The sequence below is a fragment of the Streptomyces sp. NPDC025833 genome (genome assembly GCF_055558055.1).
The window spans coordinates 55575-67507 of record NZ_JBVHNF010000012.1; the positions used below are offsets into that span (position 1 = coordinate 55575).

The window sequence follows — 11933 nt, forward strand, 5'->3', positions numbered from 1 at the left end:
GGGCTTGCGGGCGCGGGTCCGGCCATTCTCTCCGGCGGCACGCCCCACAATGGAGCCATGAGGATCTCGGCACGGGCGGATTACGCGGTACGGGCGGCGCTGGAGCTGGCCGTACGGCAGGGTAACGGCCCCGTGAAGGCAGAGGAAATCGCCGCCACGCAGGACATTCCTCATAAATTCCTGGAGGGCATCCTGGGCGACCTGCGGCGCGCCGGGGTGGTGGACAGCCGGCGGGGCGGGGGCGGCGGCTACCGGCTGGCGCGGGAGGCGGCCTCGATCACCGTGGCGGACGTCATCCGGGCGGTCGACGGCCCGATCGTGTCGGTGCGCGGCGAACGCCCGACGGACCTGGCCTACACGGGCACGGCCCGGCCCCTGCTGCCGCTGTGGATCGCCCTGCGCGCCAACGTCCGCCGCATCCTGGAGGGCGTCACGCTCGCCGACCTGGCGTCGGACGCGCTGCCCGAACCGGCCCGCGCCCTGGCGGCGGAACCGGCGGCCTGGGAGAACCCCTGACGGGTGACCCGCCGTCAACCCGCCGTGCGTCACCCACCCGCCGCCGACGCCGGGGACCCGCCCGGCCGGCGCTCGCGGGCCCGCGACGGACGGCAGCCGCACCCCACGTCCCGGGATGCGGCTGCCGCTGTGCGCGACGACGAAGGTCAGACGAGCGTCACGGTGATGTTCCCGCGCGTGGCCTTCGAGTAGGGGCACACCTGGTGGGCCTTCTCGACCAGGCTCTCGGCGGTCGCCGCGTCCACGTTCGGGATGGCGGCCGAGATCTCCACGATGATCCCGAAACCGTCGTCGTTCTTGCCGATGCCGACCTTGGCCGTGACCGTCGAGCCGGAGATGTCCGCGCCCTCCTGCCGGGCCACGACACCCAGCGCCCCCTGGAAGCAGGCGCTGTACCCGGCGGCGAAGAGCTGCTCCGGGTTGGTTCCGGCGCCGTTGCCGCCCATCTCCTTGGGCGGGTTGACGACCACGTCGAGCTTGCCGTCGTCGGTGGTGACCCGGCCGTCGCGGCCGTTCTCGGCGGTGGCGACGGCGGTGTACAGGACGTCGGACTGGGTGATGGCCATGCGGTTCTCTCCTCCTCGTTCCGCCGCGACTCGCGCCCACGATCGGCGACGGTTTCGGAAAGAAGTTACCGCATACCGAAAAAACCGTGAAGGCTAGAGCTTGACGACCATCTTGCCGATGTTGTCGCCGCGCAGCATCCCGAGGAACGCCTCCAGGGCGTTGTCGATGCCCTCGGCCACCGTCTCGCGGTACTTCAGCGCGCCCGAGGCGACCCACGGGCCGACCTCCCGGACGAACTGCGGCTGGAGGTCGTAGTGGTCGCCGACGAGGAAGCCCTCGATCCGGCCGCGGGTCTGGATGAGGCGCGCGAGGTTGCGCGGACCGGGGGCGGGCTCGGTGTCGTTGTAGACCGAGATCATGCCGCAGACAGCGATCCGGCCGCCGCGGTTCAGGGAGCCGATGGCGGCCTCCAGGTGGTCCCCGCCCACGTTGTCGAAGTACACGTCGACGCCGTCCGGCGCGGCCTCGCGCAACTGCTCGGCGACCGGGCCGTTCTTGTAGTTGAACGCCGCGTCGAAGCCGTACTCCTCGACCAGCAGCCGGACCTTCTCGTCGGACCCGGCCGAGCCGACGACCCGGGAGGCGCCCTTGAGCCGGGCGAGCTGGCCCACCTGGCTGCCGACGGCGCCGGCCGCGCCCGACACGAACACCGCGTCGCCCTCCTTGAAGGAGGCGGTGCGCAGCAGGCCGGCGTAGGCGGTCAGGCCGGTCATGCCGAGGACGCCGAGGTACGCCGACAGGGGCGCGGCCTGCGGGTCCACCGGGACGGCCTGCGCGGCGTCCACCACCGCGTACTCGCGCCAGCCGAGGAAGTGCAGGACGTGGTCGCCGGCCGCGATGCCCTCGGCGTTCGACTCGACCACCACGCCGACCGCGCCGCCCTGCATGACCTCGCCCAGTTCGAAGGGGGCGACGTAGGACTTCGCCGCACTCATGCGGCCGCGCATGTACGGGTCGACGGAGAGGTACTCGTTCCGTACCAGCACCTGGCCCTCGCCGGGGGCCGGGACCGGGGTCTCGACCAGGGCGAAGTCCTCGGGCACGGGCTTGCCGACGGGACGGCTGAGCAGGTGCCACTCGCGGTTGATCATGGGGGGCCTTTCGAAGTTACTTCAGTACCTGAAACAACCATGCGCCTGAATATTTCAGGATGTCAAGTAACCGGGTATCCTGGCGCGCATGTCCACCCCATCGAGATCCCGCCCCCCCGACGCCCTCACCATGGAGGTCGTCGAGCTGATCGGCGACGTCGTGGCCCGGTTCTACGCGGACTACGAGGAGGCGGCGGCCGAGCACACCCTGACCGGCCCGCAGGCCCGGCTCCTCAGCCTGCTCGCCGCGGAGCCGCTGCCCATGCGCAAGCTGGCCCAGAGGCTGAAGTGCGAGCCGTCGAACGTGACCGGGATCGTGGACCGCCTGGAGGCCCGCGGCCTGGCGGAGCGCCGCCCCGACCCGGCCGACCGCCGGGTGAAGGTCGCCGCCGCCACCGAGCAGGGCCGCCAGGTGGCCCGGGACCTGCGCGAGGGCCTCCACTTCGCCCGCGAACCGCTCGCCGGGCTGTCCGAGGAGGAGCGGCGCTCCCTGCGGGACCTGCTGCGCCGCATGCTGGCCGGCTGAGCGGCCGTGCGGCCCGGCCGAGCCAGTAAAGTCCTGGCCATGCGTGATCTAGGGGTGGGTTTCCGGTATCTGGTGGACGGCCAGCGTTGGGTGGCCCGGCACGGCCGCCAGTTCGGGTTCGGGCTGCTGCCCGGCCTGATAACCCTGGTGCTCTACGCGGCGGCGCTGGTCGCCCTCGCCGTGTGGGGCGAGTCCGCCGTCACCTGGGCGACCCCGTTCGCGGACGACTGGGCGAGCCCCTGGCAGGGCCTGTTCCGCGGGTTCCTCACCGCCGTCCTCTTCGCCCTCGGCCTGCTGCTGGCCGTGCTGACCTTCACGGCCGTCACCCTCCTGGTCGGCCAGCCCTTCTACGAGGCGCTCTCGGAGAAGGTCGACGCCGACGTCTCGCCCGACGGCACCGCCCCCCGGTCGGAGCTCCCGCTCTGGCGCGAGCTGTGGGTCTCGGCCCGGGACAGCCTGCGCGTGCTGGTCCGGGCCGCGGTGTGGGGCGTGCTGCTCTTCGCCCTCGGTTTCCTGCCCGTCGTCGGGCAGACCGTCGTCCCCGTGATCGGCTTCTTCGTCACCGGGTTCTTCCTCACCGAGGAACTCGCCGCCGTGGCCCTCCAGCGCCGGGGCGTCGAGCTGCGCGCCCGCCTCGCCCTGCTCCGCTCCCGCAAGACGCTGGTCTGGGGCTTCGGCACCCCCCTGGGCCTGGCCTTCCTGGTGCCGTTCGTCGCGGTGTTCCTGATGCCCGGCGCGGTCGCCGGCGCCACGCTGCTCGCCCGCGACCTGCTGGGCGAGGAGAGCGCGGACGCCGGTGCCGCGCGGGACCAGGAGGTCACCTCCTGAGCGTGGCCCCCGCCGCCACCGTCAGGACGGCCCGCACCTGCGCGACGATGTCCAGCCGGTTCCGCACGAACTCGGGGTCGGTGACCTCGGTGGTGTTCCCCGGCCCGAACCGGAGCACCGGCGTGTGCAGGTGCCCGCCGGGGAGCCTGTCGTGCAGCCCGAGCCGGTCCCGCAGCAGGGTGGCCCGGTAGGCGATCTCGTTGGAGAGGTAGTCGCCGCCCGCCCCGGCGCGCGCGGTCGAACCCGGGGTCGGCCCGTCCGGCCGTACGACGGGCACGGTGCCGCCCGCCGGGATCTCCGTCACCTCCGTGTGGTCGTACACCGGGAACCGGCCGGTGTGCGCGGCCGCGACGGCGGCGTACGGCAGGGTCGTGACCGTCCACTGCGGCTGCGACGCCGGATCGGCGACCGGGACGGTCTCCGTGCGCGAGACGCCGTCGTTGTCCGGGAAGCCGCCGCGCCAGGCCCCGTTGGTGCGCTCGACGTCGAACCGGCCGGCGCGGCCCTGGCTCACGGTGGTGAACAGGTCGACCCGCGGCAGGTACGGCCGCAGCGTCCGCTCCACCGTGCCCTCGGCGAAGTCCCGCCAGCGCACCGGGAACACGGCGGTCTCGACGCGCGCCGGGCCCCTCGCGGTCCGCACGACCGTGCCGTCCAGCGCGAGCGCGCCGGCCCCGGACGGGTTCGAGATGCGGATGTCCCGGTCCAGCGTGAAGGGGTCGAAGCCGGTGAGCAGGATCCGGTGCGTGCGCCCCTTCGCCGGGTAGCGGATGTCGGTCTGCCCGCGCGAGGTGCGCTCCAGCCGGTCCAGCAGGGCGGCGCGCCGCGTGTCCGTCAGCGCGAACCCCGGCCGCCAGGTGCGCACCTGGCGGGTCATCGCCAACCGCGCCCAGTACAGCGGCCGGTCGTCGTCCCGGCTCAGGTCGCCGCCGGCCGGCCCCCGCCCCTGCGCCCGGTCCACGGCCCGCCGCCACAGCGCCGAGCCGTCCCGGCCGACGACGCCGAGGGCCCGCGCGTAGGAGTGCGCCCCCGCCAGCGCCCGCCCGAAGTCCCGGGCCGCGCCGTCGAATCCGGAGCGCCGGAGGATCTCCCGCGGCACGGGCCCGTCGAGCCGCTGCTCCTCGACGGTGGGGGAGGGGGCCGCCGGAACGGCACGGGCCGCGGCCGTGGGGGCGGACAGGCCGGTCAGCAGGGCCAGGCCGAGGGCGCCGAGGCGGAAACGTATACGGCTCAAGGGATTCCGGGTCCTTCCGTCGCTGTGGGGCGCGTGGTGCGGTGGACGGCGGCAGTATCGCGCGGCGCGGCCACCCGCGCCACGGGGCGTGCACCCCGCCGACGAGCATGGCCTTCGAGGTGTCGCGGCTGTTCCGGCCGGGGGCCCAGGTGGAGATCGAGCTCGTGGCCGCCGTGCCGGCGGGCGGGAGCGGGGCACGCCAGCCCGGAGGCCGGCGCCACCGTTTGTGAAGGGTTCGTACGGGATCACCGCCGGACGGGCGATCACCGGCCGCGGGCGCACCGCGCCGATTAACGTCGGGGGCGGGACGGTCCCCGCACGCCGGGGACGGCGGCCCCACGAGCAGCCCCGGCCCGGGATCCTGACCCCCGGACCGGGGCTCGCCCCGTCCACGGCCCGGACGGACCCGGCTCACGCGGTGCGCGCCGTGACCCTCCGGTACGCGATCTCCGCGAGCTGGGCCTGGCCGTCCTTGCTCGGGTGGAACCAGTCCCAGTGGCTGAGCTGGTCCGTGCCGAAGCGGTAGTCGTACACCGCGTCGTCGTCGAAGCGGCAGCGGCGGTCCTTGGCGCAGACCTCCCGCAGCACCCGGTTGTACGCCACCACCCGCTGCTGCACGCTGTCCCGGCGCAGCATCGCCCTACCGGTCAGATCGTCCGCGTCGGCCAGCATCGACGGGCAGATGCCGAGCTTCCACACCTGCTTGCCCAGCGGGTTCGCCCGGCCCTCGGACCACAGCCGCTTCAGGTTGGGCACGCTCGCCACGTACACCTGCGTCCTCGGCAGCGCCGAGCGCAGCGCGGCCATGGCCTCCTCGAAGTCCGCGCGGAAGTCGGCCACCGGGGTCATCGCCGACGCCGAGGACCGGCAGGCGTCGTTGCCCCCGATCATCACCGTCACCAGCTCCGGGTCGTGGGCGATCGCCTGCTCCATCTGCTCCGGCAGATCGGCCATGCGGGCGCCGGTCACCGCGTTGTTCCAGCTGTGCTCCGCCGCGCCCCGGGCGCCCAGCAGCCGCATCGCCAGGCTGTCCACCGAGGCGTCGTCGCCGGTCGCCCACGACGCCTCCGGGCAGTCCGACAGCACCGTGCAGGCGTCGAAACCGCGGGTGATGGAGTCGCCCACCGCGGCGATCGAGTCCGGGCTGCGGTCCCACACCGGCGGCCGGACCGTGTGCGTCCCGCCGCCGTCCGGCCGCGCCGAGGCCCCGTCGCCGCCGTCGCAGCCGGCCGCACCCAGCACCACCGCCGCCACGACGGCGAGCACGGCCCGCGCCCGGTGGCTCCGCTTCCGCATCCCAGCTGTTCCCCTCGTCCGACGGTCCGGTACTCCCCCTATGACAACGTGCGCGGGTTCCCGGCCGGGCGCCCGGGAACGGCACACCCCCGCACAAGCGTCCCCCTGGGTGAATGGCGGAGGTTTCCTGGCGCCGGGACCGACGGTACGTCACACTCCTTGCGCCGCCGCAAGGTAGCCTCGCCATCAACGCGGCCGTCGTGCCACTGCCGCCCAGCCAGTCCGCAAGATTGCCCGCTCTGCCCGGAGGTTCCGGTGACGACACGTGGAGTCCTGTACGTGCACTCCGCGCCGCGCGCGCTGTGCCCGCACGTCGAGTGGGCCATCGCCGGGGTGCTCGGCACGCGCGTCAGCCTCGACTGGATCCGGCAGCCCGCGGCCCCCGGCACCTGGCGCTCGGAGTTCTCCTGGCAGGCCGAGGCCGGCAGCGCCTCCAAGCTCGCCTCCGCCCTGCGCGGCTGGCACCTGCTGCGCTTCGAGGTCACCGCGGAGCCCTGCCCGGCCGCGGAGGGCGAGCGCTACAGCTGCACCCCCGACCTCGGCATCTTCCACGCCGTCACCGGCATCCACGGCGACATCCTGATCCCCGAGGACCGCCTCCGCGCGGCCCTGCTGCGCAGCCGGAAGGGCGAGACCGACCTGGAGGCCGAGCTGTCCCGGCTGCTGGGCAAGCCCTGGGACGACGAACTGGAGCCCTTCCGCTACGCGGGCGAGGGCGCGCCGGTGCGCTGGCTGCACCAGGTCGTGTGACCCCCGCGGACCCGCCCGCCCGCACCCCGCACACGGCGAAGGGCCCCCACCGGCCGGTGGGGGCCCTTCGCCGGCGTTCTCAGAGGGTCCGGAAGGCCAGGACCACGTTGTGCCCGCCGAAGCCGAACGAGTCGTTCAGCGCGGCGATACGGCCCTCGGGGAGCGACCGCGCCTCACCGCGCACCACGTCCGCGTCGACCTCGGGGTCCACGTTCTCCAGGTTGATGGTGGGCGGCGCCGTGCGGTTCACCAGCGCCAGGATCGACGCGACGGTCTCGATGCCGCCCGCGCCACCGAGCAGGTGACCGGTCATCGACTTGGTCGCGGAGATCGCCATGTGGTCGACGTCGTCGCCGAGCACCTTCCGCAGCGCCTTGATCTCGGCGACGTCACCCTGCGGGGTGGACGTGGCGTGCGCGTTCACGTGCACGATCTCGGCCGGCTTCAGGTCGGAGCCGTCCAGCAGGTTCTGCAGCGCGTGCGCGATCCCGTTGCCGGACGGCTCCGGCTGCGTGATGTGGTGGGCGTCGGCGGAGATGCCCTGGCCGACCGCCTCGGCGTAGATCCGGGCGCCGCGGGCCTTCGCGTGCTCCTCGGACTCCAGCACGATCACACCGGCGCCCTCGCCGAGCACGAAGCCGTCGCGGCCGGCGTCGTAGGGACGCGAGGCGCCCTGCGGGTCGTCGTTGTTCTTGGACATCGCCATCATGTTGCCGAACGCGGCGATGGGCAGCGGGTGGATGGCCGCCTCGGTGCCACCGGCCACGACCACGTCCGCACGCCCGGTGCGGATCATCTCGATCGCGTACCCGATGGCCTCCGCGCCCGAGGCGCAGGCCGAGACGGGGGTGTGCACACCGGCGCGGGCACCCAGCTCGATCCCGACGTTGGCCGCCGGGGAGTTGGGCATCAGCATCGGGACGGTGTGCGGGGAGACGCGGCGTACGCCCTTCTCCTTGAGCACGTCGTACTGGTCCAGGAGGGTCGTCACGCCACCGATGCCGGAGGCGATGACCGCACCGAGACGGTCGGGGTTCACCGACGGGTCCTCACCGGCCCGCGCGGTGAAACCGGCGTCCTTCCACGCCTCCTGGGCCGCGATCAGCGCGAACTGCGCGGACCGGTCCAGCTTGCGTGCCTGCGGCCGGGGGATGATCTCACCCGGCTCGACGGCGATCTGCGCGGCGATGCGGACCGGCAGTTGGGCCGCCCAGTCCTGCTCCAGGGGGCCGACACCGGACGTGCCGGCGACGAGGGCCGCCCAGAACGAGGCTGCGTCGCCACCCAGCGGTGTGGTTGCGCCGATACCGGTGACGACCACGGTGTGATTGGTCGGGCTCACGGGAATTCTTTCTCCAACGGATGCGGGATTCTACGGCGCCACCGCCGGGTGGCGGGGCCTGGCGGCCTGCGGCCTACCGGGTGGGTCAGCCCTGGTGCTTGAGGATGTAGTCGGTCGCGTCGCCGACCGTCTTGAGGTTCTTGACGTCCTCGTCCGGGATCTTCACGTCGAAGCGCTCTTCAGCGGCGACGACGACCTCGACCATGGACAGCGAGTCGACGTCCAGGTCGTCGGTGAAGGACTTGTCCAGCTGGACGTCCTCGACCGGGATGCCGGCGATCTCGTTCACGATCTCGGCGAGACCCTCGACGATCTCTGCCTGAGTGGCGGCCATGTTGGCGCTCCTTCTTCGATGTTCAGACGGGTTTGTGGCATTTGTATCCGACCCGGACCACATGATCCGGCACGGAGTGCCTAGGGGAGGGTAACGACCGTCGCGGCGTAGACGAGACCCGCCCCGAATCCGATGACGAGCGCGGTGTCGCCGCTCTTCGCCTCCCCGGTCGCCAGGAGCCGCTCCATCGCGAGCGGGATCGAGGCGGCCGAGGTGTTGCCGGTGGTGCGGATGTCACGGGCGACCGTGACGTGCTCCGGCAGTTTCAGGGTCTTCACCATCGAGTCGATGATCCGCACGTTGGCCTGGTGCGGGATGAAGACGTCCAGGTCGTCCGCGGTGATCCCGGCCGCGTCCAGCGCCTGCTGGGCGACCTTCGCCATCTCGAACACGGCCCAGCGGAAGACCGCCTGGCCCTCCTGCGTGATCGCGGGGAACTTGACGTTGCCCTCGCTGTCGACGGGCGGCTCGAACGGGTCGCCGGCGCCCCCGTCGGCCGGGCGGAGCCGGGCGGTGGGGAAGAACCGGTCCCACGAGACGGTCTGCTTGATCGTCTCCGACTTGTCGCCCTCGGAGCCCCACACGGTCGGGCCGATCGCGGGCTCCTTCGAGGGGCCGACCACGACCGCGCCCGCGCCGTCACCGAAGAGGAACGCGGTGGCGCGGTCCTCCAGGTCGGTCAGGTCGCTCAGCCGCTCCACGCCGATCACGAGCACGTACTCGGCGGAACCCTCGACGACCATGCCCTTGGCGAGCGTCAGGCCGTAGCCGAAGCCCGCGCAGCCGGCCGAGATGTCGAAGGCGGCGGCCTTGTCGGTGCCGATCCGGTCGGCGATCTCGGTCGCGACGGCCGGGGTCTGGCTGAAGTGCGAGACGGTCGAGACGACCACGGCGCCGATCCGCTCGGCGTCGATGCCGGCGTCGGCGATCGCCTTGCCGGAGGCCTCGATCGCCATCGCGGCGACCGTCTCGTCGGGACCCGCCCAGTGCCGGGTCTCGATGCCGGAGCGCGAGCGGATCCACTCGTCGGACGAGTCGATCTTCTCGAGGATCACCTCGTTCGGCACGACCCGGGTCGGCCGGTAACCGCCGACGCCGAGGATGCGTGCGTACGGGGCGCCCTTGCTGGGCTTGATCTTCGACATGCTCTCGGGCTCCTAGTCAGGCGCCCGCCGCGTCAGCGGCAGGTGTCGACGCCTCCGCGACGAGCTCACGGGCGGCGTCGAGGTCGGCGGGGGTCTTCAGGGCGAGTGTCTTGACGCCGGGCAGGGCCCGCTTGGCCAGCCCCGTCAGGGTGCCGCCCGGGCACACCTCGATGAGCGCCGTGACGCCCAGCTCCCGGAAGGTCTCCATGCACAGGTCCCAGCGGACCGGGTTGGCGACCTGGCCGACCAGCCGCCGCAGCACCTCGGCGCCGGACGCGACGGCCTGCCCGTCCTTGTTGGAGACGTAGGTGACCGCGGGGTCGGCGGGCGACAGCTCCGCGGCGGCCCGGTCCAGCGTCTCCACCGCGGGGGCCATGTGGTGGGTGTGGAAGGCGCCGGCGACCTTGAGCGCGACGACCTTGCGGACGCCCTCGGGCTTGTCCTCGTTCAGCGCGGCCAGCTGCTCCAGCGTGCCCGCGGCGACGATCTGGCCCGCACCGTTGATGTTCGCCGGGGTGAGGCCCAGCTTCTCCAGGTGCGCGACCGACGTCTCCGGATCGCCGCCCAGCAGCGCCGCCATGCCGGTCTCGGCGACCGCGGCCGCGTCGGCCATCGCCAGCCCGCGCTTGCGGACCAGGGCCAGGGCGGCCGTGTCGTCCAGGACACCGGCGAGGGCGGCGGCGGTGAACTCGCCGACACTGTGGCCCGCGACCGCGCCCGGCGCGGTCCCGGGGACGCCGCCGAGCGCCGCGGCGGACAGCAGTCCGGCGGCGACCAGCAGCGGCTGGGCCACGGCGGTGTCACGGATGGCGTCGGCGTCGGCCCGGGTGCCGTAGTGCACCAGGTCCAGGCCGATGGCGTCCGACCACGCGGCGACGCGGTCCGCGGCACCGGGAAGGTCGAGCCAGGGTGTCAGGAAGCCGGGCGTCTGGGCGCCCTGGCCGGGAGCGACGAGTACGAGCACTCTCACACTCTCTCTTGGGGACGGCCACGGCCGCCCGTGGGGACAGGGACGAAGAACACGGAGGGCTTTTGTGGGCCCCCGACAAAACACTATGCCGGGGCTTCACCGTCGGCCAGACGCCCCAGGATGAGGGCGATCCGCAGTGTGAACGCGGATCGTACATCCGACGGCGACCAACCGGTGACGTCAGTCACACGTCGGAGCCGGTAGCGCACGGTGTTCGGGTGAACGAAGAGCATCCTCGCCGCGCCTTCGAGGCTGCTCGCCTGCTCCAGGTACACACTCAGGGTTTCCAGGAGAGCCGAGCCCGCCTCGCCCAGCGGTCTGTAGATCTCCTCCACCAGTTGCTCGCGGGCACTCGGATCGCCCGCGATGGCCCGCTCCGGCAGCAGATCGTCCGCCAGCACCGGCCGCGGCGCGTCCTGCCAGGCGGAACACGCCTTCAGCCCCGCGGCGGCGGCTTGCGCGGACCGGGTGGCGGCCAGCAGGTCGGGTACGACGGGACCCGCGACGACCGGTCCGGCCGCGTACGGCCCGATCAGCGACTTCGCGACACCCAGCGGGTTCGGGCTGCCGCCGGCGATCACCACCAGCCGGTCCCCGAGCACCCCGGTGAGCACCTGGAGCTTGGCGTGCCGGGCGGCCCGCCGGATGGCCTCCACGGTCAGCTCGCTGTCCCCGTCGGGCGCGGTCCCGAGCACCACGCAGACGTTGTCCGGCGAGTTCCAGCCGAGGGCCGCGGCCCGGCTCACCGCGCCCTCGTCCGCCTCCCCGCTGAGCACGGCGTTCACGACCAGCGACTCCAGGCGCGCGTCCCAGGCACCCCGGGCCTCGGCGGCCTGGGCGTAGACCTGCGCGGTGGCGAACGCGATCTCCCGGGCGTACACGAGCAGCGCCTCGCGCAGCACGCTCTCGTCCCCCGGGGCCGCCACCTCGTCGATGGCGGACTCCATGACCTCGATCGTGGTGCGCACCATCTCCACGGTCTGCCGCAGCGTGATGGCCCGGGTCAGCTCGCGCGGGGCGGTGCCGAAGACGTCCGTGGAGATCGCCTGGGGCGCGTCCGGGCGCCGGAACCACTCGGTGAAGGCCGCGATGCCCGCCTGGGCGACCAGACCGATCCAGGAACGGTTCTCCGGGGGCATGGCCCGGTACCACGGCAGGGTCTCGTCCATGCGCGCGATGGCCTGCGCGGCGAGACTCCCGGAGGACTTCTCCAGCCGCTTCAGGGTCGCGGAGTGCTGGTGGACGGCGTGGGCTGCGGGACCACCGCTGTGGGATTCGGGTTCGGGCACGGGGACAAGACTGCCTTATCGGGCCCGAGCAGTGCGTCGGCGGGG

General features: G+C 73.1%; 13 protein-coding genes. 4 read left to right on the forward strand and 9 right to left on the reverse strand.

Annotated features, from left to right (window positions below):
* Window positions 1-57 precede the first annotated feature (57 nt).
* The gene (locus ACZ4K2_RS22085; protein WP_467468916.1) at window positions 58-516 is read left to right on the forward strand and encodes an RrF2 family transcriptional regulator; all 459 of its coding nucleotides are present in this window, start codon (window positions 58-60) and stop codon (window positions 514-516) included.
* A 146-nt stretch (window positions 517-662) separates the two neighbouring features.
* On the opposite strand, the gene ACZ4K2_RS22090 is transcribed toward ACZ4K2_RS22085, so the two are convergent.
* The gene (locus ACZ4K2_RS22090) at window positions 663-1082 is read right to left on the reverse strand and encodes an organic hydroperoxide resistance protein (RefSeq protein ID WP_467468918.1); all 420 of its coding nucleotides are present in this window, start codon (window positions 1080-1082) and stop codon (window positions 663-665) included.
* A 93-nt stretch (window positions 1083-1175) separates the two neighbouring features.
* Window positions 1176-2174, reverse strand: a complete 999-nt coding sequence (locus ACZ4K2_RS22095) for an NADP-dependent oxidoreductase (protein ID WP_467468920.1) — start codon at window positions 2172-2174, stop codon at window positions 1176-1178.
* Between the two features lie 88 nt (window positions 2175-2262).
* Between ACZ4K2_RS22095 and ACZ4K2_RS22100 the strand changes: the two genes are divergently transcribed.
* Both ACZ4K2_RS22100 and ACZ4K2_RS22105 read left to right on the forward strand, forming a co-directional pair.
* The gene (locus ACZ4K2_RS22100) at window positions 2263-2700 is read left to right on the forward strand and encodes a MarR family winged helix-turn-helix transcriptional regulator (RefSeq protein WP_467468921.1); all 438 of its coding nucleotides are present in this window, start codon (window positions 2263-2265) and stop codon (window positions 2698-2700) included.
* A 39-nt stretch (window positions 2701-2739) separates the two neighbouring features.
* Window positions 2740-3528, forward strand: coding sequence for an EI24 domain-containing protein (locus ACZ4K2_RS22105; RefSeq protein WP_467468922.1), 789 nt, complete (start codon window positions 2740-2742; stop codon window positions 3526-3528).
* Here ACZ4K2_RS22105 and ACZ4K2_RS22110 read toward each other — a convergent pair.
* Window positions 3518-4762, reverse strand: coding sequence for a pyroglutamyl-peptidase I (locus ACZ4K2_RS22110; RefSeq protein WP_467468923.1), 1245 nt, complete (start codon window positions 4760-4762; stop codon window positions 3518-3520). The genes ACZ4K2_RS22105 and ACZ4K2_RS22110 overlap by 11 nt on opposite strands.
* 411 nt (window positions 4763-5173) lie before the next feature.
* Window positions 5174-6058 carry an SGNH/GDSL hydrolase family protein gene (locus ACZ4K2_RS22115; RefSeq protein ID WP_467468925.1) on the reverse strand — a complete coding sequence of 295 codons (885 nt, stop codon included), beginning with the start codon at window positions 6056-6058 and terminating at the stop codon, window positions 5174-5176.
* Between the two features lie 255 nt (window positions 6059-6313).
* On the opposite strand from ACZ4K2_RS22115, the gene ACZ4K2_RS22120 reads away from it, so the two are divergent.
* Window positions 6314-6808 (forward strand): DUF3145 domain-containing protein, encoded by a 495-nt coding sequence (locus tag ACZ4K2_RS22120; RefSeq protein ID WP_467468926.1) that lies wholly within the window; start codon window positions 6314-6316, stop codon window positions 6806-6808.
* Window positions 6809-6887: 79 nt separating this feature from the next.
* Here ACZ4K2_RS22120 and fabF read toward each other — a convergent pair whose 3' ends face one another.
* From fabF to ACZ4K2_RS22145, 5 genes are all read right to left on the reverse strand, one after another.
* Complete coding sequence (gene fabF / locus ACZ4K2_RS22125) at window positions 6888-8150, reverse strand: beta-ketoacyl-ACP synthase II (protein ID WP_467468928.1); 1263 nt, start codon at window positions 8148-8150, stop codon at window positions 6888-6890.
* A gap of 85 nt (window positions 8151-8235) precedes the next feature.
* On the reverse strand, window positions 8236-8484 hold the full coding sequence (locus ACZ4K2_RS22130; protein WP_467468929.1) for an acyl carrier protein: 249 nt from the start codon (window positions 8482-8484) through the stop codon (window positions 8236-8238).
* Window positions 8485-8564: 80 nt separating this feature from the next.
* On the reverse strand, window positions 8565-9629 hold the full coding sequence (locus tag ACZ4K2_RS22135; protein ID WP_467468931.1) for a beta-ketoacyl-ACP synthase 3: 1065 nt from the start codon (window positions 9627-9629) through the stop codon (window positions 8565-8567).
* A gap of 16 nt (window positions 9630-9645) precedes the next feature.
* Window positions 9646-10593 (reverse strand): ACP S-malonyltransferase, encoded by a 948-nt coding sequence (locus ACZ4K2_RS22140; RefSeq protein WP_467468933.1) that lies wholly within the window; start codon window positions 10591-10593, stop codon window positions 9646-9648.
* 89 nt (window positions 10594-10682) lie between these two features.
* Window positions 10683-11888 carry a PucR family transcriptional regulator gene (locus ACZ4K2_RS22145; RefSeq protein WP_467468935.1) on the reverse strand — a complete coding sequence of 402 codons (1206 nt, stop codon included), beginning with the start codon at window positions 11886-11888 and terminating at the stop codon, window positions 10683-10685.
* Window positions 11889-11933 lie beyond the last annotated feature (45 nt).

Bases quoted from the DNA above. Each gene is read 5' to 3' on its own strand.
- ACZ4K2_RS22085 (WP_467468916.1), top strand. From the start codon at position 58: ATGAGGATCTCGGCACGGGCGGATTACGCGGTACGGGCGGCGCTGGAG.
- ACZ4K2_RS22090 (WP_467468918.1), bottom strand. From the start codon at position 1,082: ATGGCCATCACCCAGTCCGACGTCCTGTACACCGCCGTCGCCACCGCC.
- ACZ4K2_RS22095 (WP_467468920.1), bottom strand. From the start codon at position 2,174: ATGATCAACCGCGAGTGGCACCTGCTCAGCCGTCCCGTCGGCAAGCCC.
- ACZ4K2_RS22100 (WP_467468921.1), top strand. From the start codon at position 2,263: ATGTCCACCCCATCGAGATCCCGCCCCCCCGACGCCCTCACCATGGAG.
- ACZ4K2_RS22105 (WP_467468922.1), top strand. From the start codon at position 2,740: ATGCGTGATCTAGGGGTGGGTTTCCGGTATCTGGTGGACGGCCAGCGT.
- ACZ4K2_RS22115 (WP_467468925.1), bottom strand. From the start codon at position 6,058: ATGCGGAAGCGGAGCCACCGGGCGCGGGCCGTGCTCGCCGTCGTGGCG.
- ACZ4K2_RS22130 (WP_467468929.1), bottom strand. From the start codon at position 8,484: ATGGCCGCCACTCAGGCAGAGATCGTCGAGGGTCTCGCCGAGATCGTG.
- ACZ4K2_RS22135 (WP_467468931.1), bottom strand. From the start codon at position 9,629: ATGTCGAAGATCAAGCCCAGCAAGGGCGCCCCGTACGCACGCATCCTC.